The organism is Streptosporangium sp. H13245, assembly GCF_055690525.1.
In genome coordinates this window covers 130720-150371 of record NZ_JBSZKT010000006.1, presented here as the reverse complement: position 1 = coordinate 150371, position 19652 = coordinate 130720, and the positions used below count along the sequence as shown (strand labels likewise).

Genomic DNA, 19652 nt, shown 5'->3' with positions numbered 1-19652 from the left:
GTTTCTCCCGAGGTGTGATGCCCTTTTCTGGAGCCTCGCGGGGGTTTTTCGCGACAGGGGTTCCGGGCTCTTTCGCGACGGCGATGTCCTCTCGCGACGGCGGTTCCGGGGTCTTTCGCGATGGCGATTCCAGGTCCTTTCGCGATGGCGATTCCGGGGTCCCGCGGGGCTGGAGTTCCGGGTTTTTCGCGACGGGGGTTCCGGGTCTCGCGGGGCGCCGTACGGGGCCCGCCGACGCCGGGACGCGGGAGTTCAGCGCGATGGCATGAACCTGCCACGCCATGGACCTGCCAGCGGAAACACCTGGTGAATTCGCCGCGCGCGAACCACGGTCGATTCATGTATCTCATCAACGCGCGACTGCGCGCCCCCGAGATCGAAGGCCGCCCGGCCCCGCCCGGCGGGTGGCTGTCCGCGCGTGAGCTCCGACACCTGCTCCTGGTGCTGGCGGAGCCCGCTGACGGGATAGAGCACATCTACAGCGAGGAACATCCCGCTGGAATCCATCTCGGTCTCTTCATCCGCAGACCCTCCCTCGACGACGCCGAGAGCGCGGCGGCCCGGCTGTGCCTGCGCGCCCTCGACGACGTACCCCAGCTGTCGGGCTGGGCGCTGGTGGCCTGCGGCACCGATCTCAACCTCGCGCTCGGGCGCCTTGAGGCGTTCGACGAGGAGGCCTGTCAGCGTCCTGCCATTGCAGCGCGCTGACAGCCTCCAGGGCTTCCGCAAACCACCCGGATCGACCAAGAATCGAAGTGTCAGAACGAAGCGGGAAATATCCGGAAAAAGAATCCGGGGGGCTCCCGCGAAAAAGAAAAAAGGGCGCCGAGATCGTCGGCCGAAAGGAAAAGAAGAACGATGAACACCACGATCCGTCCCACCGCCCCCGTCCTCGGCGTCCGCTCGCTCACCACCTTCCCCGTCGCCCAGGCCGTGCCGGGAGCGAGGGCCGGCCTCGCGGCCACCGTGGCCCTCGCCCCGGCCGGCGGTGCCGGATGGCAGTGAGCCGACCAGGAGAAACCCAAGAAAACCATTCGTCACGGGCACCGCGCCCGAGAAGTCGTCCGGGAGGCGACCACCGTGAAGCACCAGGAAGTCGAGTTACTCGCCCTCGGCGCAGGGCCGTCCAACCTCGCCCTCGCCGTGGCCCTCGAAGAGCTCGCTCCGGAACTGGCCACCAAAACGCTGATCATAGAACAGCACGAGAACGTGGTCTGGCAGCGGGGAATGCTGCTGCCCTGGACCCAGAGCCAGGTGTCCTTTCTCAAGGACCTGGTCACCCTGAGAAACCCGCAGAGCAGATTCTCCTTCGTGAACCACCTGCACTCCGTGGGAAGGCTCGGTGAATTCGTCAACCTGGGCAGTTTCACCCCGTACAGAATGGAGATCTCGAACTACCTGCTCTGGGTGGCCGAGTCGCTCGCCCAGGTGCGCATCGAGTACAACCGGCGCTGCGTGACCGTCGAGCCGATCCTGGCCGCGGACGGCGGCGTCGAGCGGTGGGTCGTCCAGCTCGCCGACGGCTCGACCATCGGCTGCCGCACCCTCGTGGTCGGCGCCGGCCGCGACGCGCACGTCCCCGAGGTGTTCGGCACGATCCCCCGCGAGCGGGTCATCCACAGCACCGAGTACAGCCGGAAAGTCGCCGGGCTCGACCACGACGCCCCGCACCGGGTCGCGGTCATCGGCGGCGCGCAGAGCGCGGCCGAGATGCTGTGGGCCACCCACCAGAGCATGCCCAACGCCCAGTGCACGATGGTGATGCGCTCCATCGGCCTCAACGGCTACGAGAGCAGCAAGTTCACCAACGAGCTCTTCTACCCCTCCTTCGTGGACGAGTTCCACGGATCGCGCCCCGACGCGCGCCGCCAGCTCCTCGGCGAGATGCACCGCACCAACTACGCGGGCCTGTCCCCGGGCCTGCTCGAGAACCTCTACCGGCAGATCTACCTGGAGCGGCTCCTCGGGCAGGAGCGGATCCAGATCATCACGATGGCCGAGATCGCCGCGGCCAGGACCGAGGGCGAGGAGATCGTCCTCACCCTCCAGGACAGGAAGAGCGGCGGCTACGACGAGCTGGTCTGCGACGTCCTGCTGCTCGGCACCGGCTTCGACCGCCGGATGCCCAAGCTGATCCGCGACCTCGCCGCGAGGGCGGGCCTCGGCGAGATCGGTGTCGACCGCTTCTACAAGCTGTCCCTGCCCGCCGGCTCGGACGCCGCCTGCTACCTGCAGGGCGTCAACGAGGACACGCACGGCATCGCCGACTCCCTGCTCAGCACGCTGGCCAACCGGGCGGAGGAGATCGTCTACGACATCCGCGAGAACGACGCCGCCGCCGAGCTCCTGACGCCGTTCGCCCTCCCGGTCGCCTCCTGATCCTCTCCGACCCCCACAAGGAGAACTCCCGTGGACCTCCGTTCCTATGACCCTGCCCACCTGCGCCAGGACAACGGCCTGCTCGCCAAGCGGCTGATGCCCTGGGAGACGCTGAACGCCCCGTTCGAGGGGGCCTGGTGCGTCATCGCGCCCGGAACCGCCTCGACCCGGCACGCCCATCACGAATACGAGATCTTCATAGCCGTCTCCGGCGAGGCGGTCCTGGAGAGCGAGGGCGAGAGCGCCCCCTTCTCCGCCGGGGACGTCGCCTACTTCCCGCCCGGCACCGACCACCGGGTCGTCAACGACGGCACCGACATCTTCGAGATGTACGGCATCTGGTGGGACCACGACCTGGTCCGCACGTTCGAGACCCGCCACGAGGGGGAGCGATGAGCGAGACGATCGTCATCGCCGCCACGCCGACGCCCAACGGGGACCTGCACGTCGGCCACATGGCGGGCCCCTACGTCGCCGGCGACGTCTACTCCCGCTACCTGCGGGCCGACGGCCGCCCGGTCAACTACAACACCTGCACCGACGACAGCCAGTCGTACATGATCTCGACCGCCCACAAGCACGGCACCACGCCCGCCGAGCTGTGCGCGGCGTCCACCGCGGCCATCCAGCGGTCGGTCGAGGCGATGGGCATCTCCCTGGCCCCGATGCCGCCCATCGACGACACCTACCGCAAGACCGTGCTCGACTTCGTCACCGCCCTGCACGAGCTGGGCCGGTTCGAGCTGCGGACCGTGCGCATGCCGTACGCGGAGAACGCGGGCACCTACCTGTTCGACGGGCTGGTCAAGGGCGAGTGCCCGGCCTGCCTGACCGAGAGCTGCGGCGGCTCCTGCGAGGGCTGCGGCCACCCCAACCACTTCGACGACCTGGGCTCCCCGCGCTCGGTCCTCGACCCCGCCGACTCGGTGACCTCGCGCGAGGTCACCGTCCTGGTCCTGCCCACCGAGAACTACCGGGAGGAGCTCACCGCCTACTACGCCGCCCGCGAGAACACCTGGAGGGGACACAGCAAGCAGCTCATCCGCGAGATCCTGGCCCGGCCGCTCCCGGAGATCCCGATCACGGTGCCGTCGCCGGGCTGGGGGATCGACGCCCCGTTCGCCGAGACGCCCGGCCAGATCCTCTACCCGTGGGTCGAGGCGATGCCCGCCTCGATCTACAGCACCTGGAAGGCGGCCGGTGAGCCCGAGGGGCCCGTCGACCAGGCCTGGCGCGCCGAGAGCGGCAACAGCCTCGTCTACTTCCACGGATTCGACAACGTCTACTTCTGGGGCATGGTCGACCTGGTCATGCTGCTCGCCCACGGCGACCGCTACATCACCCCCGACGCCAACATCTGCAACGAGTTCTACGAGCTGGAGAACGAGAAGTTCTCCACCAGCCGCAACCACCTCATCCGCGGCGCCGACCTCGTCGCCGAGGTGCCGCGCGACCTCGTCCGGTTCTACCTCGCCCTGACCTGCCCGGAGGACCAGCGGGCCAACTTCACCAGGGAGGGGCTCGACAAGGTCACCGCCCGCAGGCTGCGCGAGCCGTGGAACGCGCTCGCCGACCGCCTCGACACCCTCGTCACCGACCCCGGGGAGGAGCTCAAGGTCACCGACGCCGGGCGCCGCCGGGCCGCGGTGGTCGTCGAGCGGTTCCGCCTCTGCTACGACCTCACCTCGTTCAGCCCGACCAGGGCCGCGGACGGCATCGTCACCCAGCTCGGCAGGTTGCTGACCGCCGAGCGCGACGAGCCCGGTGACCTCCTGATGGAGGTGCGCGCCTTCCTGTCCTGCGCCGCCCCCATCCTCATCGACGTCGCGGCCGAGGCCGAGGCGGCCGGTGTCGAGCTCACCCTCGACACCTCCGCGGAGACGATCGACGCCTTCCTGCTACCGCGACTGCCCGGGAGCCCCCGATGAAACTCCTCGCCATGGAAGCCAGACAGAACGCCACCTACTACCGCTCCCGCTACCAGCAGGTGCAGGACTACGGCGCCGAGCTCTACGTGCTCAACGGCGTCGGCACCCCGGACTTCTGGCCCGCGGACCGCTACCGCGTCGTGGGCTCGCAGAACATCGACGACCTCATCACCGAGGCCAAGGAGTGGCACGAGCAGGAGCGCTTCGACGGGATCATCACCTTCTCGGAGTCGGCCGTGACCACGGTCGCGGCCGTCGCCGAGGCGCTCGGGCTGCCGGGCGTGGGCTTCGAGGCGGCCAGGACCAGCCGCAACAAGCTGCTGATGCGCGAGGCGCACCGCAAGTACGACGCGCCGCACCCGGACTTCCGCTTCGTCACCGACCTGGAGGGGGCGCTCGGCGCGGCCGGTGACTACGGCTACCCGGTCATCCTCAAGCCCACCCTGGGCGCCGCGAGCAACTTCGTGTTCAAGGTCGACGACGCGGAGGAGATGGCGGAGCTGTTCCCCCAGGCGCTGGCCGGTATCGAGGGGATGTCGTGGTTCGAGATGGAGGCGCACGGCCTCGACCTCGGCCCGCACGGCCTGCTGGTCGAGTCCTTCCTCGACGGGGAGGAGTTCCTCATCGAGGCCGTGGCCTGGGACGGCGAGGTCTACCTCGGCTCCATCGTGGACCGCATCACCGTCGAGGGAGGCACCTTCGACGACGACGTGCACCACGGGCCGACCTCGCTCACCCCCGAGCAGGTGGCCGCGGTGCACCGCGTGGTCAGGGCGGGCGCGCACTCCCAGGGGCTGCGGCGCAGTGTGCTGCACGCCGAGGTGCGCTTCCACCGGGGCGAGCCGTACCTGCTGGAGATCGCGATCAGGCCGGGCGGCGGCGGGCTGGACCTCATCGCCGGGATCACCGCCGCGCACAACCCGATCCGCGCCGTGATGGACGTGGCCCGAGGCGCGGCGCCGAGGGTGCGCCACTACCGGCCCACCGGCGTCCACGTCACCGCGATGTGCCTGATGTGCGACGCGGGCCGGATCACCGCGATCGACGTGCCCGCCGAGGTCTCCGAGTCCGAGAAGGTCTTCTTCCTCAAGATCACCGCCAGCCCCGGGGACGTCGTCCGGCGCCCGCCGGAGGGCAACAGCATCCTCGGCTTCCTGGGCACCACCGGCACCTCCCTGGAGGACGCCAGGGCGACGATGCTCGACTACGCCTCCAAGATCAACGTCACCCTCGTCCGGGACGGAGAAGCGTCATGACACAGCTGGCCGAGGAGGCGCCGCACCGGACCCTTCGGGTCGCCCGCACCCGCCGCTACCTGATGTGCCCGCCCACCCACTTCGACGTCGTCTACTCCATCAACCCCTGGATGAACCCCGACAAACCAGTCGACGGCGCGCTGGCCAGACTCCAGTGGGACGGCCTGCTGCGCGCCTTCCGCGCCCTGGGCCACCAGGTGGAGTTCATCGAGCCGCTGCCCGGCTACCCCGACATGGTGTTCGCCGCCAACGGCGCGACGGTCATCAAGGGCAGGGTGCTGTCGGCCAAGTTCCGGTACGAGGAGCGGGCCGCCGAGGGCCCCGCGTACCTGGAGTGGTTCCGCGCCCGCGGCTACCGGACCCGCGAGGCGGTCCACGTCAACGAGGGCGAGGGCGACTACCTGCACGCCGGGAGATACCTGCTGGCCGGCACCGGCTTCCGTACCGACATCCGCTCGCACCGCGAGGCGGAGAAGTTCTTCGGGATGCCCGTGGCGGGGCTGAGGCTGGTCGACCCGCGCTTCTACCACCTCGACACCGCGCTGGCCGTGCTCGATCGCGACCAGATCATGTACTACCCGGGGGCCTTCTCCAGGGAGAGCCAGGGCGTGCTGCGCGTCCTGTACCCCGACGCGATCATCGCCACCGAGGCCGACGCCGAGGTGTTCGGGCTGAACGCCGTCTCCGACGGCCGCCACGTCCTGATGCCGCCCGCGGCCACCCACCTGATGGGCGAGCTGCGCGAGCGCGGCTACGAGCCCATCGGCGTCGAGCTCTCCGAGCTGCTGAAGTCCGGTGGCAGCGCCAAGTGCTGCACCCTCGAACTCAGGGCGGCCCGCTCATGATCGACTACAACGGGCGCCGCTTCACCACCGGCGGCGTCCCCCCCGAGGAGAAGCACCCGATCGCGCTGTACCGCCAGGACGGCGACCTGCTGTGGGGCGAGTTCTCCGGCGGCCACGCCCGCCGGGGAACCCTCACCGGGCTCTGCGCCCCCGACGGCTCCCTCGACTTCGCCTACACGATGGTCCTCGACAACGGGGCCGTCGTGTCGGGCCACTGCCGAAGCACCCCCGAACTGCTCCCCGACGGCCGGGTCCTGCTGCACGAGACGTGGGAGCGCTACGGCGCCCACGCGAGCAGCGGCGTCTCCCTCCTTGAGGAGATCGACCCCGACCTCCTCGAAGAGATCGACCCCGACCTCCTTGAAGAGATCGACCCCGACACCTTCACCCTGCCCCACCCGAGGACTGAGAGCTGACATGACGCTGAACACCATTGCCCGCCCGAACGTGGAGAAGCCCGTCAAGGGCGGCACGGTGACCTGGGCGTGCGCGCCCGGGTTCCCTCCCTCCATCATCTTCCCCTTCACCCCGCCCGAGCGTTTCGGCACCCGCAACCTGCTTGAGTTCCAGATCCTGATGTACCGGCCCCTCTACTTCTTCGGCACGCACGGCACCCCCGAGGTCGACTACGACCTCAGCATCGGCGAGCCCCCGCAGTGGAGCGAGGACGGCCTCACCGTCACCGTCACCGTCAAGCCCTGGAAGTGGTCCAACGGCGAGACGATCTGCGCGGACAACGTGCTGTTCTGGGTCAACATGATGGCCGTCAAGGGCGAGCGCTACGGCGAGTACGTCCCCGGCTGCTTCCCCGACAACCTCGTCTCCTACGGCAAGCTCGCCGAGGACAAGGTCTACTTCACCTTCGACAAGGTCTACTCCAAGCGCTGGGTGCTGATGAACCAGCTCAGCACCATCACCCCGATGCCCAAGGCCTGGGATCGCACCGCCGAGGGGCCCTCCGACGCCTCGTTCAGCCTGGAGAACGTCGCCGCCGTCTACGACTTCCTGATGGGCGAGAACGGCGGCGTCATCGAGGAGGACAACTCCGACCGGGTGCACTGGGCGACGAGCCCGGTGTGGAGCGTGGTCAGCGGCCCGTGGCGGCTGAAGAGCTACACCATGGAGGGCGTCGTCACCTTCGTCCCCAACGAGCACTACTCCGGGCCGAACAAGGCGCACCTGGACGAGTTCCGGCAGATCCCCTTCATGTCCGACGGCGAGGAGTACCAGAAACTGCTGGAGGGACCGGACGCGCCCGACGGCATCCAGGTCGGCTACCTGCCGCTGAGCTTCAGCACCGAGCCGACCGACGACCCGACCAAGGGCGGTCCCAACCCGCTCGCCGACGACTACACGCTGGTCCCGCAGGCGGCCTTCTGCATCCGCTACATCCCGCTCAACTACAACAACCCGACCGTCGCCGGCAAGATGCTCGCCCAGACCTACATCAGGCAGGCGATGCAGCACGCGCTCGACCAGGACCGGGCGGCCCGCGACATCTACCACGGCTACGCCTACCGGCAGGACGGGCCGGTGCCCCGCTACCCGGTGAGCGACCTGGTCTCGCCCACCCTCCAGGGCGCGCCGATCCTGCCCTTCGACGCCGAGCGGGCCCGCGAGCTGCTGGAGGCGAACGGCTGGGACACCAGCACGTTCCCCGCCGTCTGCGTCAACCCCGGCGAGGGCCCCGGTCAGGCCGGCGCGGGCATCCCCGGCGGTACCAAGCTCAGCTTCTCCCTCAGGTACGCCGAGGGACGCCCCGCGCTCACCCGGCTGATGGAGCAGTTCCGCGACGACGCCGTCAAGGCCGGTATCGAGCTGCGGCTGCAGGAGGTCTACGGCTCGGTCCTGGTGGCCGAGGACGCCCCCTGCGTCGTCGGGCCCGACAGCCCCTGCCTGTGGGAGCTGAGCACCTGGGGCGGCGGCTGGGTCTACCACTACCCGAGCGGCGAGATCCTCTTCAGGACCGACGCCGGAGGCAACTTCGGCCACTACACCGACCCGAGGGCCGACGAGCTCATCGACCGCACCCTGACCAGCGACGACCCCGCGGCGCTCTACGAGTACCAGGACTACATCGCCGAGCAGGTCCCCGTCATCTTCATCCCGAACTTCTCCCTGCGGCTGTTCGAGGTCTCCAACAAACTCCGGGGCTTCGAGCCGATCAACCCCTTCGGGATGATCAGCCCGGAGAACTGGTACTACGTCGAGGACGGCGAGTGACCGCCATGGCGATCGCCACGGCCCCCGTCGCCGTCATCCCCGCGCACAACCTGATGATCCTCCTGCTGCAACTCGGGCTGCTCCTGAGCCTGGCCACCGTCCTGGGACGTCTGTCCGTCCGCTTCGGGCTGCCCGCCCTGCTCGGTGAGCTCAGCGCGGGCATCCTGATCGGGCCCTCGCTGCTCGCCAACGTCGCCCCCGAGTTCTCCGCCTGGCTGCTGCCCACCGACCCGGCCAGATTCCACATGATCGACGCGGTTGGCCAGGTCGGCGTCCTGCTGCTGGTGGGCCTGACCGGCATGCACCTCGACCTGGGCTTCATCCGCCGCCAGGGCAGGAGCGCCGCCTGGATCAGCGGCGCCGGGCTGGTCGTCCCGCTCGTCCTCGGCATCGGGATCGGGTTCCTCGCCCCCTCCGAGATGATCGCCGCGGGCGTCGACCACACCGTCTTCGCGCTCTTCCTCGGCGTCGCGCTCTGCGTCAGCGCCATCCCCGTCATCGCCAAGGTGCTGATGGAGATGCGCCTGCTGCACCGCGACATCGGCCAGCTCATCCTGAGCAGCGCCGTCATCGACGACGTGGTCGGCTGGTTCCTGCTCTCGGTGGTCTCCGCGCTCGCCACCGCCGGGGCGCGCACCGGGCAGGCCGCTCTCACCGCGATCGCGCTGCTCGTCGGCCTCGTGGCCGTGTCGGTCCTGCTCGGCCGCAGGGTGGTCGCCAGGGTGCTGCGCGCCGCCGACCGGGGCGGGAGCTCCACCACGATCGCCGCTGTGACGATCATGGTCCTGCTCTCGGCCGCGATCACCCAGTCGATGGGCTTCGAGGCCATCCTCGGCGCCTTCATCTGCGGGGCGCTCGTCGGCTCCTCGCCGGACCTGAAGGTCGCCAGGCTGGCCCCCCTGCAGACGTTCGTCGCCGCGGTGCTCGCACCGATCTTCTTCGCGACGGCGGGCCTGCGGATGAACCTGACCGAGCTGGCCAAACCGCCCGTGCTCATCGCCGGGATCGTGGTGCTGACCGTCGCCATCGCGGCCAAGTTCGCCGGGGCCTACCTCGGGGCGCGCATCGCCCGCCGTACCCGCTGGGAGGCCCTCGCGCTCGGCGCCGGTCTCAACTCCCGCGGGGTGATCGAAGTGATCATCGCGATGGTCGGCCTCCGCCTGGGCGTGCTCACCACCGCGTCGTACACGGTCATCGTCCTGGTCGCGGTCGTGACCTCGATGATGGCGCCGCCCCTGCTGCGCTACGCGGCGGCCAGGATCGCCCCGACCGAGGACGAGGCCATCCGCGAGGAGTTCTTCGACACCCTTCAGGGCCCCGAACAGGGCTCCGACAGCTCCGACAAGCAGCTCGTGACCACCGCCAAGGAGGCGTGACATGACCACCGACACCAGGCCGCTGATCCTGGTGGTCGCGACGGGGATGCGGCACTACCGCGAGTACCTGCTGCGCTCCATCGCCACCGAGTACCGCGTCCACCTCCTGGTGGCCACCGAGCCCGGCTGGGAGCGGGAGTACGTCACCGGCTGGACCGTCGTCCCCGACACCACCGACGGCCCCGCGCTGGCCGCCGCCGCGCTGGAGCTCTCCGCCCGCGAGCCCGTGCACGGGGTGCTGTGCTGGGACGAGTCCAGGATCCTGGCCGCCTCGCACGTCTCGGAGGCCCTCGGCCTGCCGGGCGGCGACCCGGAGATGGTGCGCCGCTGCCGCGACAAGCACCTCACCCGCGTCGCGCTCGACGCGCTCGGCGTCCCGCAGCCCAGGTCGCTCGCCGTCTCCACGCTCGACGAGGCCCTGCGCGCCGCCGAGACGGTCGGCTACCCGGCCATCCTCAAGCCGCGCGGCCTCGGCGGCAGCCTGGGCGTCATCAAGGTCGAGGACCCCGCGGAGCTGGCGGAGCGGTTCGCCTTCGTCCACGACCTCACCGTCCCCGACGGGGCGACGTTCGAGGTCCCCGTCCTGGTCGAGGAGTTCGCCGACGGCTCCGAGGTCAGCGTCGACGCCGTCGTCCAGAACGGTGTGGTGACCCCGCTCTTCCTCGGCAGGAAGGTCCTCGGCTACGAGCCCTACTGCGAGGAGGTGGGCCACTTCGTCGACGCCCAGGACGAGCTTTTGCAGGACCCGGAGTTCTGCCGCGTTTTGCAGGACACGCACACCGCCCTCGGGTTCACCGACGGTTTCACCCACACCGAGGTCAAGCTCTCCTCCAGGGGGCTGCGCGTCATCGAGGTGAACGCCCGCCTGGGCGGGGACATGATCCCCTACCTCGGGATGCTCACCACCGGGATCGACCCCGGCCTGGCCGCCGCCGCGGTGGCCTGCGGCCGTACCCCCGCGCTCGTCCCCGAGCGCAAGCTCGTCGGCGGCGTGCGCTTCTTCTACGTCGCCGAGGACGACACCACGATCGAGTCGATCGAGTTCGACGAGACCGGCCTGCCCCCCGAGATCGACCGGGTCGTCCCGGTGGTCGCCGCGGGCGCGACCGTCTCACCACCGCCCAAGGGCACTCTGTGGGGGCGTATCGCCTACGCCACCGCGCTGTCCCCGACCGTCGACGAGTGCCGGGCCGCGCTGGACGCCGCCGAGGCGCACCTGAAGGTGAAGGAAGCAGCATGACCGCCGTCATCGAGAACGAGAGCAACGTGTCCGCGACACCCCCCGACAAACCGGACGACGGGGTCTTCGCCACCCTGCGGGACTCCCCGCGCGCCGTCAAGGCGCTGCTCTTCGGGGGATTCATCAGCAGGCTGGCCGCGTTCATCCAGATCTACCTGGTGCTGTTCCTGACCGACCGGGGCTTCTCCGCCACCCAGGCGGGACTCGCCCTGGGCGTGTACGGAGCCGGTGCGGTGGTGGGCTCGCTGGCCGGAGGATCGCTCTCCGACCGGCTCGGCGCCCGGGCGGTCACCCTGATCAGCATGGGCGGCTCGGCCCTGCTGATCGTGTCCATCCTCTACGCCCCGTCCTACGCCATGATCCTGGCAGCCGTCTTCATGGTCAGCACGGTCGGCCAGTTCTACCGGCCGGCCGCCCAGACGATGCTCACCGAGCTGACGCCGAGGCACCGGGTCGTGATGATCACGGCGATGTACCGGCTCGGCCTGAACCTCGGCATGACCGCCGCCCCGCTGATCGGCGCCGCGCTGCTGTCCGTCTCCTACAACGCGCTCTTCTGGGGCGAGGCCGCGGCGGCACTGGTCTTCGGCGGCATCGTGATGTTCGCGCTGCCCAAGCGCGCCCCGCGCGTGGCCAAGCCGGTGGAGACGGTGGAGGAGTCCCCCGAGGCGGGCCGTACCGGCTACCGCGCGGTGCTCGCCGACTGGCGCTACAGCGTCTACCTGGTCGCGATGCTGCTCACCTCCATCGTCTACTGCCAGTACACGGCGACCCTCCCGCTGGACATCTCCGCCGCGGGCATCAGCCTGTGGTGGTACGGCGCGGCCGTCTCGCTGAACGGCCTCATCGTCATCACCTGCGAGCTGGCGATGACGAAGGTCGTGCAGAAGTGGCCGATCCGGCTGACCGCGCTGCTCGGCCTCGGCCTCGTCTCGGTCGGCTACGCCATCTACGCGATCTCCCCCCTCCCGATCTGGTTCATGCTCGGCACCCTGGTCTGGACACTCTCGGAGATCATCGGCGGGCCCACCACGTTCGCCTACCCCGCCCTGGCCGCTCCCGAGCGGCTCCGCGGGCGCTACATCGGCGCCATGCAGAGCGTCTTCGGGCTCGGCACCGCGATCGGGCCGGTGATCGGAACCCTGGTGTGGTTCCAGGTCGGCCGCTCGGTGTGGCTGTGGGCGGCCCTGGTCTCCGCGATCGCGACGGTGGCGGGACTGATCGGCATGAGAGACCCAAGCAAGGCCGACGAGTCGCAGACCGCGACCGCCTCGGCGACATGAACGGAGGAGTGCGATGATCAAAATCGCCGTCGTGGGGGGCGGGATCGCCGGAGCGATGCTGGCCTGGCGCCTGTGCGAGGTCGTCAGAGGCAGTGCCGTCCACCTGTACACCGGAGAGCCACACAGGAGGGCCGACGCCAGCGCCGCCTCCGGTGGCCTGACCAGGGCCTTCGAGCCCGACCCCGCCCTGTGCCTGGAAGCCGCCGACAGCCTCGCCGAGCTCCACTCGAACCGGGAACTGCGCGAGTGGGCCTCCTACCGGGAGACCGGCTCGGTGTACCTGCTGCCCGGCCTCGGACCGGGCACCGAGGGCCTGGTCGAGCTGGTACGCAGCCGGCTTCCCGGCTCGATCTCCCTGGTCAGCGGCGCGGAGCTCAGCACCCGGGGCACGTTCCGCCAGCTGCCGGAGGGGAGCGTGGCCGTCGTCGAGAAGCGCGCCGGATACCTCTCCCCGAACGCCTTCCGCGACCGGCTTCTCGTCGAGCTCGTCAGGTCGGGCGCCTTCGTCATCGACGGTCAGGTGGACGGCATCACCGCCGAGGCGGAGGTCCGGCCGTCCGAGGGGAGTCCGGCGAGGTTCGACGCCGTCGTGGTGGCCGCGGGGGCGTGGACCCAGGGCCTTCTCGCCCGTACGGGCCTGACGGACGCGGGGCTGCGCACCAAGGTGATCCAGTACGTGCTCGGCCCCTCGGCGGGGAAGAAGCCGGACGCGTTCGTCGACGAGACGTCCGGGCTCTACGGCAGGTCCTACGCCGAGGAGCGGGTCCTGCTCGGGCTGCCCACCAACAGATGGGACATCACCCCTGGAAGCACGCCGACCGACCCCGTCCTCACCAGCAGGATCCTGGACGTCGCCGAGGCCAGGATCGGATACCGGCCGCCGGGCGGGACGGTCAAGGCCGTCACCGCGGTCGAGTGCTACCACCCCACGGGCGGGTTGTCGCTGCGGCCCCTGGCCAAGGGCGTCTACACCTTCACCGGGGGGAGCGGTGGCGCGGGCAAGACCGTGCTCGCCGCGAGCCGTACGGCCGCGCGAAGCCTCGTCAGGTCGCTGCGGTGAGCGAGGGGACGCCGGGGACGCCGGGGACGCCGTCCGTCAGGGGCGGGTCCCGGCGACCGTGAGAACGGGGCCCGGCCGGGCGCCGCCCTCGAAGGAGAGGGCGGCCCCGGCCGGGCTCATGCCGTGCGCGAGCGGGATATCCACTCGCTATCGGCCCGCGGTGCTCCGTTCCCGAACCCCGTTCCCGAGGTCCCGGGGGCGGGTCAGGTCGCCGCGGTGAACATCAGATAGCAGTAGTCGTCCAGCATCTTCGCCAGCGGACGCCCGGGACGGCCCAGCTCCACCGCCAGCTCCCGCTCGCCGAGACCGGCCTCCGAGAGCAGGCGCCGCGCCCATTCCCGGCCCAGCCGCAGGTGCGCGCGGTAGGCGTCCGCCGTACGGGATCCGTGCAGGGCGTCGGCGATGGCCGCGTCCCAGGGCATCAGCGCCTCCGGGCGCAGGGCGTGCAGCATCTTGGTCGCCGCGGTCGGCCCCAGGGAACGGGGCCTGGCCCCGGGAGCCGCTCGCATCGCCGACAGGTCCGCGTAGCACTCGCCCAGCACGTCGATCTCCGCGTCGTCCAGCGTCGCGAGCGTGGCGTCCGGGCCGGGCAGGCGCTCCCTCCATCGCTCCCACCAGGCCGAGGTCTCCGCGCAGAAGACGTCGGGCTCGCCGTCACGTGGATAGCGCAGCCGGCATCCCCAGGCGTTCAGCCAGGCCAGCAGCGCCCGGCGATGGGCCGCGAGCGCGGGATCGACCCGCGGCCCGGTCGCCAGCAGCAGCCGTTCCCACGACCTGTCGGCCGCGCTGTAGCGGGCGAACTCGCCGACCGCCGCGCGCAGGCGTTCCAGATCGGGCCCCCGGTCGAGGGCCATCACCGGCACCGTTACGAGCGCCGTCACGGGCGCGGCCCGCTCAGGGGCGGCAGGGTCCGGCCTCGCATGAGCGTGGCCAGCAGCCGCTCGGTACGCTCGCTCGGGTCCACGCCGAGGTCGGTGCGCAGCCGGTGACGGCACACCTCGTACCAGCTCAGGACGCGGCCCAGCTCGCCCAGCTCGCCGTGCATCATCATCAGGGTCTGGTAGGTGGTCTCGTGGTGGGGGTCGACGTCGAGGGCCCTGCGGCACCAGTGCATCGCGGCCGGCCAGTCCTCGCGCTCCAGCGCCTCGGTGCGCAGCGCGGTCAGGGCGCGCAGGGCGGTCCCGCGCATCCACTGCCGCTGCTCGTTGATCCAGCCGCCGGTCTCGCCGGAGAGGAAGTCCCCGACGTACAGGTCGGCGGTCCGCTGGAACCACGCGATCGCGGTGTCGTGGTCCTTGGCCACCCACGCGTTCCGGCCCCGGTCGAAGGCGCGCTGGAACTCCTCGATGTCCACCCACGCGCTGTTCGTCCGCAGCACGTATCCGTGGTCCTGGTGGAGCAGGGTGAAACCGTCCCTGTCCTCGAACTCGTTGAGCACCCGCCGCACGCCGTGCACGGCGACCTTGAGCGAGCTGGAGTGGTGCTCCTCCCGCTCGGGCCACAGCACCTCGCGCAGCCGGTCCCTGTGGACGAACCGTTCGCGGTTGACCAGCATGTACTGGAACAGGGCCCGGGACTTGCCGGCCCGCCAGTGTGAGACGGCCTGCCCGTCGACCTCCAGGCGGAAGTTGCTCAGGCATCGGGCGATGACCGAGGGCGAGCCCTGGTCCTGCCCGGAGTCGTGGGGGCCGGGTGTCGCCAATTCTTGAACGAGCATGTTCGCTTCCCTTGGGAGGACGGCCTCCGCCGCTCGCGGACTCACCCGCGGACGCCGAAGCACGTTGAGTACGAGTGTGGTGCCAGCACGACCTGGACGTGATACGGCATGCGCTCGTCGTGCATTCTGAACATGACCGTGATCTCCGGGTAGGAGGTGGTCATGCCGAGCCCGGCGAAATAGTGGTCGGTGGCGAGAACGAGACGATAGAGCCCGCGCTCCATGAATTCGTCCGTCCATTCTTTAACGTTTCCATCGATGTCGGTCTCGCCCTCGGAGACCGGCTCCCAGCCGGCACCCGAGGCGCGCTCCAGGCGAGCTCGGACACCGGCCGCGGATCGGCCGTAGACGCCGTCAAGTGCCTGCGTGGCGATGCTCATGTGAGGTTACCCATCTGCTGTTCGGGGCCGCGTGACCCTTATCACGCGGCCTCGGTCCCATCAGGTTCCAGGGGAGGGCTATCCGTCCGCCTTCGGCCCGCTATCCATCGGCTACCCACGCCTATTCTTTCGCCTCGGATGGGCCGGATGCCGGATCAGAAGGAATCGGATAAGGCGTGGATAGGGGCGCTATTTACGTTTTGAAGCAGACAGGCGGACAGCAGTGAACGGCCTGCGAGACACGAAGAAGAGGTACAGAAAATGCGGGAATTCGCGAGCTTCAACACCCTCCGGATCATCGTCTCCGCCGTCGCCGTCCTCGGGTGCCTCGGCCTCACCGCCGTCCTCCCCTCGGTCGCCGACGGGGCCACGAAGACCACCGTGCTCGCCAGCAACACCCCCTGGGGCTGAACTGCACCCCCCGCCCGGCGAACTCGCCGGCGGTGGGGGTCCGCCGAAGCGGTCGGAGCCGTCCAAGGCCCGGCCGCTTCTTCGCGTCTCAAACCCGCCCGTTAGTCGCAAATCGGGCCAGACCTTTACAAACCCCCCTGGTTCTCCACCCAGCCTCGCTGTATGATCCCGGGCAGAGCGCGTTTCATGCATATAAAATTGCCCACCGTGATCGCTGGGTTATATGTCCAGAGATCACAGAGGGTGGGGTTGAGGATATTGTTGCCTGATTTAAGGCAGTGGTTAGATCCCTGATGTCTCTCTTACACCAACCGTGCGGTGAACTACTCCCGGACAGGCCGCGATTCTGTAAGGAGATTCGGTGGAGTATCGGATCCTCGGCCCCCTGGAGGTCGTCGCCGGCGCCCAGCGCCTGGATCTGGGAGCGCCCCGGCAACAGGTCGTCCTCTCCTGCCTCCTGCTCGAGGCCAACCGAATGGTCACCATCGGACGGCTGACAGACGCGATCTACGGTGAGGATCTCCCCAGCACCTCGCGCGCCCAGGTGCAGATCTGCATCTCCTCGCTGCGGCGATTGTTCGCCGCCAATGGCGGCCCCGACGTCATCGCGACCCATTCCCAGGGATACACACTGCGGGTCGCCGAAGGGCAGCTCGACTCCCAGAACTTCGAGGGCCTCCTGAACCAGGCCCGCCAGGCCCGCGAGAACCACCACCCCGAGGACGCCGTCAGGCACTATCGGGACGCGCTCGCCCTCTGGCGGGGACCCGCCCTCGACGGCCAGGAGAGCCGGCTGGTGCAGGCGGCGGTCGGCAGGCTGACCGAGCGCCGCATCACCGCGAACGAGGACTGCGTCGAGCTGGAGCTGGAGCTGGGCAGGCACCACGAGCTGGTGGGCGAACTCAGCGAACTCGTCGAGGAACACCCCCTCAGGGAGCGGCTGCGCGGCCAGCTGATGCTCGCGCTCTATCGCTCGGGACGCCAGGCCGAGGCGCTGACGGTCTATCGCCGCGCCCGCCAGACGATGATCGACGAGCTGGGCATCGAACCCAACGAGAGCCTCCAGCAGCTCGAGTACGCCATCCTCACCTCCGACGAGAGCCTCGACCCGCCGGGACGGCAGCAGCAACAACAGCAACAGCAGCAGCAGTCCCAGCGCCACGCGGAGGCGCAGGAGGCGCCGGTCGCCCGCCGGACGGTGCCCCGCCTGCTGCCCACCGACATCGCCGACTTCACCGGCCGCATCAAGCTGGTCGAGGCCATCCGCCGCCAGCTCACGTTCGCCGCGGAGGACCGCCAGCGGCTCGCCGTCCCCGTCATCGCCGTCGTCGGCAAACCGGGCATCGGCAAGTCCACGATCGCGGTGCACGTCTCCCACAGCGTCGCCGGACGGTACGAGGACGGCCAGCTCTTCGCCGACCTGCACGGAGGGGAGTCCCACCCGGTCGGCTCCGGGCAGGTGCTCGAACGCTTCCTCCGCGCGCTGGGCGTGCCGGGCAACGCGATCCCCGACGGGGTGGACGAGCGGGCGGAGATGTACCGCGGGCTGCTCTCCGGACGCAAGGTGCTGATCGTCCTGGACGACGCCAGGAGCGAGAGCCAGGTGCTGCCGCTGCTGCCCGGCAATCCCGAGGCCGCGGTGATAATCACCAGCCGCAGCCGGCTCGCGGGCCTGCCCGGCGCGGCCCACCTCGACGTCGGCCTCTTCGACTCCAGGCAGTCGGTGGACCTGCTCTCCCGCATCGCCGGTGTCGAGCGGGTGCAGGCCGAGCGGGAGTCCGCGGCCGAGCTGGCGGACCTGTGCGGCCATCTGCCGCTGGCGCTGCGCATCGCGGGCGCCAGGCTCGCCGCCCGCCCGCACTGGACGATCGACCAGCTCGTGGGACGGCTGGAGGACGAGACCCGCAGGCTCGACGAGCTCAAACACGGCGACCTGGGCATCAGGGCGAGCATCTCCCTGACGTACGAGAGCGTCAGCGAGGACGCGCGCCGCCTGTTCAGGCGCCTGGCCATCCTGGAGTCCCGGCACTTCTCCGGCTGGGTCGCCGCCGCGCTGCTCGACTGCCACCCCTCCGACGCGCAGGACCTGCTCGACGACCTCGCCGACAGCCAGCTGGTCGAGACGACCGACGCCGGGTACGGCGTGCACAGCCAGTACCGCTTCCACGACCTGATCCACGTGTTCGCCCGCGAGCGCCTCGCGGGCGAGGAGGCCATCGCCGACCGCAACGCCGCCCTGGAGAGGGTGCTCGGCGGCCTGCTCTTCCTGACCGGCGAGGCGCACCGCCGCGAGTACGGCGGAGACTACGTGCAGGTCCACAGTGACGCGCCGCGCTGGCCGCTGCCCGCGCGGCTGGTCGAGAAACTGGTGATGGCCCCCCTGCCCTGGTACGAGCGTGAGCGGCTCACGCTCGTCTCGGGCATCCGCCAGGCGGCGCAGGCCGGGTTCGTCGAGCTGTGCTGGGACCTCGCGATCAGCGCGGTCACCCTGTTCGAGTCGAGAATCTACTTCGACGACTGGCGGGAGACCCACCAGGTCGCCCTCGCCGCCGCCCGGCAGGCGGGAGACCGCCGGGGGCAGGCCGCGATGCTCTACTCGATCGGCTCGCTGTACATCGCCGAGCAGCGCTTCGGGGACGCGCGGCGCGACTTCGAGTCGGCGGCCGAGCTGTTCGAGGAGGCCGGGGACGACCTCGGGGTGGCCCTCGTCATCCGCAACATCGCCTTCCTGGACCGGATGAGCGGCCGCCTCGACGACGCCGTGGAACGTTATGAACGCGCGCTGGGCATCTTCCGCGGTACCGGCGACCAGGTCGCCTCCGCCTACGTGCTCCACAGCATGGCCCAGATCAGGCTCGACTGCGACGAGCTCGGCGAGGCCAAGCGCCTGCTGGGCGAGGCACTGGAACTCAGCAGGGTCGGCGGCAGCCGCCGGGTGGAGGCGCAGGTCCTGCACCGGCTGGGCGAGACCTACCTCAGGTCGGAGGAGTTCGCGTCGGCGGCCGAGGTCTTCGAGCAGACGCTCACGACCGTGCGCAACATCGGCGACCCGACCGGCGAGGCGTACGCCCTGCACGGCCTGGGCATCACCCGGCTGCGCCAGGGCGACCTCCAGGCGGCCGAGCTCACCCTCCAGCAGGCCCTGGAGGTGGCGAGCGCCGCAGGGGAGAGGCTCGCCGAGGCCAGGGTCGTGCTCGGGCTCGGCGAACTGGCGCTCGCCGTCGACCAGACCGAACAGGCCATCGGCCGCTTCCACCAGGCCCTCGGCCTGTTCCACAAGATCGACGCACCGCTCCACCAGGTACGCGTCCTGGTCATGCTCAGCGCGGCCTACGTCGCCGTCGGCGAGACGGAGGCGGCGCGGAGCGTCTCGGAGGAGGCGCTCGAACTGGCCGACACGATGCCCCCGGCGGTCGCCGCCCGGATACGCGCCCAGCTGGAGGACCCTCCGCCGCCCGACCCGGAGAACCCACGGGGACGGACGGGACGGGTCCCGGCCTCCTGAACGGGGACAGCCGGGCTTCGGCGTTCTGAGCGGCGAACCGTTCCGAGCG

General features: G+C 70.1%; 18 protein-coding genes. 15 read left to right on the top strand and 3 right to left on the bottom strand.

Annotated features, from left to right (window positions below; genetic code table 11):
* The first annotated feature begins 339 nt into the window (after window positions 1–339).
* The 13 genes from ACW9TB_RS13665 to ACW9TB_RS13605 all read left to right on the top strand — a co-directional run bounded on the left by ACW9TB_RS13665 (window position 340) and on the right by ACW9TB_RS13605 (window position 13590).
* The gene (locus ACW9TB_RS13665; RefSeq protein ID WP_472748363.1) at window positions 340–708 is read left to right on the top strand and encodes a hypothetical protein; all 369 of its coding nucleotides are present in this window, start codon (window positions 340–342) and stop codon (window positions 706–708) included.
* A gap of 150 nt (window positions 709–858) precedes the next feature.
* Window positions 859–1005 carry a hypothetical protein gene (locus tag ACW9TB_RS13660; protein ID WP_472748362.1) on the top strand — a complete coding sequence of 49 codons (147 nt, stop codon included), beginning with the start codon at window positions 859–861 and terminating at the stop codon, window positions 1003–1005.
* A 75-nt stretch (window positions 1006–1080) separates the two neighbouring features.
* On the top strand, window positions 1081–2379 hold the full coding sequence (locus ACW9TB_RS13655; RefSeq protein ID WP_472748361.1) for a SidA/IucD/PvdA family monooxygenase: 1299 nt from the start codon (window positions 1081–1083) through the stop codon (window positions 2377–2379).
* A gap of 30 nt (window positions 2380–2409) precedes the next feature.
* On the top strand, window positions 2410–2775 hold the full coding sequence (locus ACW9TB_RS13650; RefSeq protein WP_472748360.1) for a cupin domain-containing protein: 366 nt from the start codon (window positions 2410–2412) through the stop codon (window positions 2773–2775).
* The gene (locus tag ACW9TB_RS13645) at window positions 2772–4307 is read left to right on the top strand and encodes a class I tRNA ligase family protein (RefSeq protein WP_472748359.1); all 1536 of its coding nucleotides are present in this window, start codon (window positions 2772–2774) and stop codon (window positions 4305–4307) included. The genes ACW9TB_RS13650 and ACW9TB_RS13645 overlap by 4 nt, the downstream gene beginning before the upstream one ends.
* 11 nt (window positions 4308–4318) lie before the next feature.
* Window positions 4319–5563, top strand: a complete 1245-nt coding sequence (locus ACW9TB_RS13640) for an ATP-grasp domain-containing protein (protein WP_472748358.1) — start codon at window positions 4319–4321, stop codon at window positions 5561–5563.
* Complete coding sequence (gene ddaH / locus ACW9TB_RS13635) at window positions 5560–6408, top strand: dimethylargininase (protein WP_472748357.1); 849 nt, start codon at window positions 5560–5562, stop codon at window positions 6406–6408. The genes ACW9TB_RS13640 and ddaH overlap by 4 nt, the downstream gene beginning before the upstream one ends.
* A complete protein-coding gene (locus ACW9TB_RS13630) occupies window positions 6405–6824 on the top strand; it encodes an avidin-fold protein (RefSeq protein WP_472748356.1) in 420 nt (139 codons plus the stop codon). The genes ddaH and ACW9TB_RS13630 overlap by 4 nt, the downstream gene beginning before the upstream one ends.
* Window position 6825: 1 nt before the next feature.
* Window positions 6826–8631, top strand: a complete 1806-nt coding sequence (locus tag ACW9TB_RS13625) for an ABC transporter substrate-binding protein (RefSeq protein ID WP_472748355.1) — start codon at window positions 6826–6828, stop codon at window positions 8629–8631.
* A 5-nt stretch (window positions 8632–8636) separates the two neighbouring features.
* Entirely contained in the window at window positions 8637–10007 is a 1371-nt protein-coding gene (locus ACW9TB_RS13620; RefSeq protein ID WP_472748508.1) for a cation:proton antiporter, read from the top strand.
* Window position 10008: 1 nt separating this feature from the next.
* Window positions 10009–11247 carry an ATP-grasp domain-containing protein gene (locus tag ACW9TB_RS13615; RefSeq protein WP_472748354.1) on the top strand — a complete coding sequence of 413 codons (1239 nt, stop codon included), beginning with the start codon at window positions 10009–10011 and terminating at the stop codon, window positions 11245–11247.
* Complete coding sequence (locus ACW9TB_RS13610; RefSeq protein ID WP_472748353.1) at window positions 11244–12530, top strand: MFS transporter; 1287 nt, start codon at window positions 11244–11246, stop codon at window positions 12528–12530. Before ACW9TB_RS13615 ends, ACW9TB_RS13610 begins: the two co-directional genes overlap by 4 nt.
* 13 nt (window positions 12531–12543) lie before the next feature.
* Entirely contained in the window at window positions 12544–13590 is a 1047-nt protein-coding gene (locus tag ACW9TB_RS13605) for an FAD-dependent oxidoreductase (protein WP_472748352.1), read from the top strand.
* A 203-nt stretch (window positions 13591–13793) separates the two neighbouring features.
* On the opposite strand, the gene ACW9TB_RS13600 is transcribed toward ACW9TB_RS13605, so the two are convergent.
* From ACW9TB_RS13600 to ACW9TB_RS13590, 3 genes are read right to left on the bottom strand one after another with little or no spacing between them, the layout of a single operon-like run.
* On the bottom strand, window positions 13794–14471 hold the full coding sequence (locus ACW9TB_RS13600) for a hypothetical protein (RefSeq protein ID WP_472748351.1): 678 nt from the start codon (window positions 14469–14471) through the stop codon (window positions 13794–13796).
* Window positions 14468–15307 carry an AfsR/SARP family transcriptional regulator gene (locus ACW9TB_RS13595; RefSeq protein ID WP_472748350.1) on the bottom strand — a complete coding sequence of 280 codons (840 nt, stop codon included), beginning with the start codon at window positions 15305–15307 and terminating at the stop codon, window positions 14468–14470. Before ACW9TB_RS13595 ends, ACW9TB_RS13600 begins: the two co-directional genes overlap by 4 nt.
* Before the next feature lie 41 nt (window positions 15308–15348).
* Window positions 15349–15687 carry a hydroxyisourate hydrolase gene (locus tag ACW9TB_RS13590; RefSeq protein ID WP_472748349.1) on the bottom strand — a complete coding sequence of 113 codons (339 nt, stop codon included), beginning with the start codon at window positions 15685–15687 and terminating at the stop codon, window positions 15349–15351.
* Window positions 15688–15948: 261 nt separating this feature from the next.
* Here ACW9TB_RS13590 and ACW9TB_RS13585 point away from each other — a divergent pair, with 261 nt between their 5' ends.
* Both ACW9TB_RS13585 and ACW9TB_RS13580 read left to right on the top strand, forming a co-directional pair.
* Window positions 15949–16098 (top strand): hypothetical protein, encoded by a 150-nt coding sequence (locus ACW9TB_RS13585; RefSeq protein ID WP_472748348.1) that lies wholly within the window; start codon window positions 15949–15951, stop codon window positions 16096–16098.
* A 361-nt stretch (window positions 16099–16459) separates the two neighbouring features.
* Window positions 16460–19603, top strand: a complete 3144-nt coding sequence (locus tag ACW9TB_RS13580; RefSeq protein ID WP_472748347.1) for an AfsR/SARP family transcriptional regulator — start codon at window positions 16460–16462, stop codon at window positions 19601–19603.
* Window positions 19604–19652 lie beyond the last annotated feature (49 nt).

What these genes read in the sequence shown, in the direction of transcription:
- ACW9TB_RS13665 (WP_472748363.1), top strand. Translation starts at nt 340, where the DNA reads ATGTATCTCATCAACGCGCGACTGCGCGCCCCCGAGATCGAAGGCCGC.
- ACW9TB_RS13660 (WP_472748362.1), top strand. Translation starts at nt 859, where the DNA reads ATGAACACCACGATCCGTCCCACCGCCCCCGTCCTCGGCGTCCGCTCG.
- ACW9TB_RS13645 (WP_472748359.1), top strand. Translation starts at nt 2,772, where the DNA reads ATGAGCGAGACGATCGTCATCGCCGCCACGCCGACGCCCAACGGGGAC.
- ACW9TB_RS13640 (WP_472748358.1), top strand. Translation starts at nt 4,319, where the DNA reads ATGGAAGCCAGACAGAACGCCACCTACTACCGCTCCCGCTACCAGCAG.
- ddaH (WP_472748357.1), top strand. Translation starts at nt 5,560, where the DNA reads ATGACACAGCTGGCCGAGGAGGCGCCGCACCGGACCCTTCGGGTCGCC.
- ACW9TB_RS13630 (WP_472748356.1), top strand. Translation starts at nt 6,405, where the DNA reads ATGATCGACTACAACGGGCGCCGCTTCACCACCGGCGGCGTCCCCCCC.
- ACW9TB_RS13625 (WP_472748355.1), top strand. Translation starts at nt 6,826, where the DNA reads ATGACGCTGAACACCATTGCCCGCCCGAACGTGGAGAAGCCCGTCAAG.
- ACW9TB_RS13620 (WP_472748508.1), top strand. Translation starts at nt 8,637, where the DNA reads ATGGCGATCGCCACGGCCCCCGTCGCCGTCATCCCCGCGCACAACCTG.
- ACW9TB_RS13615 (WP_472748354.1), top strand. Translation starts at nt 10,009, where the DNA reads ATGACCACCGACACCAGGCCGCTGATCCTGGTGGTCGCGACGGGGATG.
- ACW9TB_RS13610 (WP_472748353.1), top strand. Translation starts at nt 11,244, where the DNA reads ATGACCGCCGTCATCGAGAACGAGAGCAACGTGTCCGCGACACCCCCC.
- ACW9TB_RS13605 (WP_472748352.1), top strand. Translation starts at nt 12,544, where the DNA reads ATGATCAAAATCGCCGTCGTGGGGGGCGGGATCGCCGGAGCGATGCTG.
- ACW9TB_RS13595 (WP_472748350.1), bottom strand. Translation starts at nt 15,307, where the DNA reads ATGCTCGTTCAAGAATTGGCGACACCCGGCCCCCACGACTCCGGGCAG.
- ACW9TB_RS13590 (WP_472748349.1), bottom strand. Translation starts at nt 15,687, where the DNA reads ATGAGCATCGCCACGCAGGCACTTGACGGCGTCTACGGCCGATCCGCG.
- ACW9TB_RS13585 (WP_472748348.1), top strand. Translation starts at nt 15,949, where the DNA reads ATGCGGGAATTCGCGAGCTTCAACACCCTCCGGATCATCGTCTCCGCC.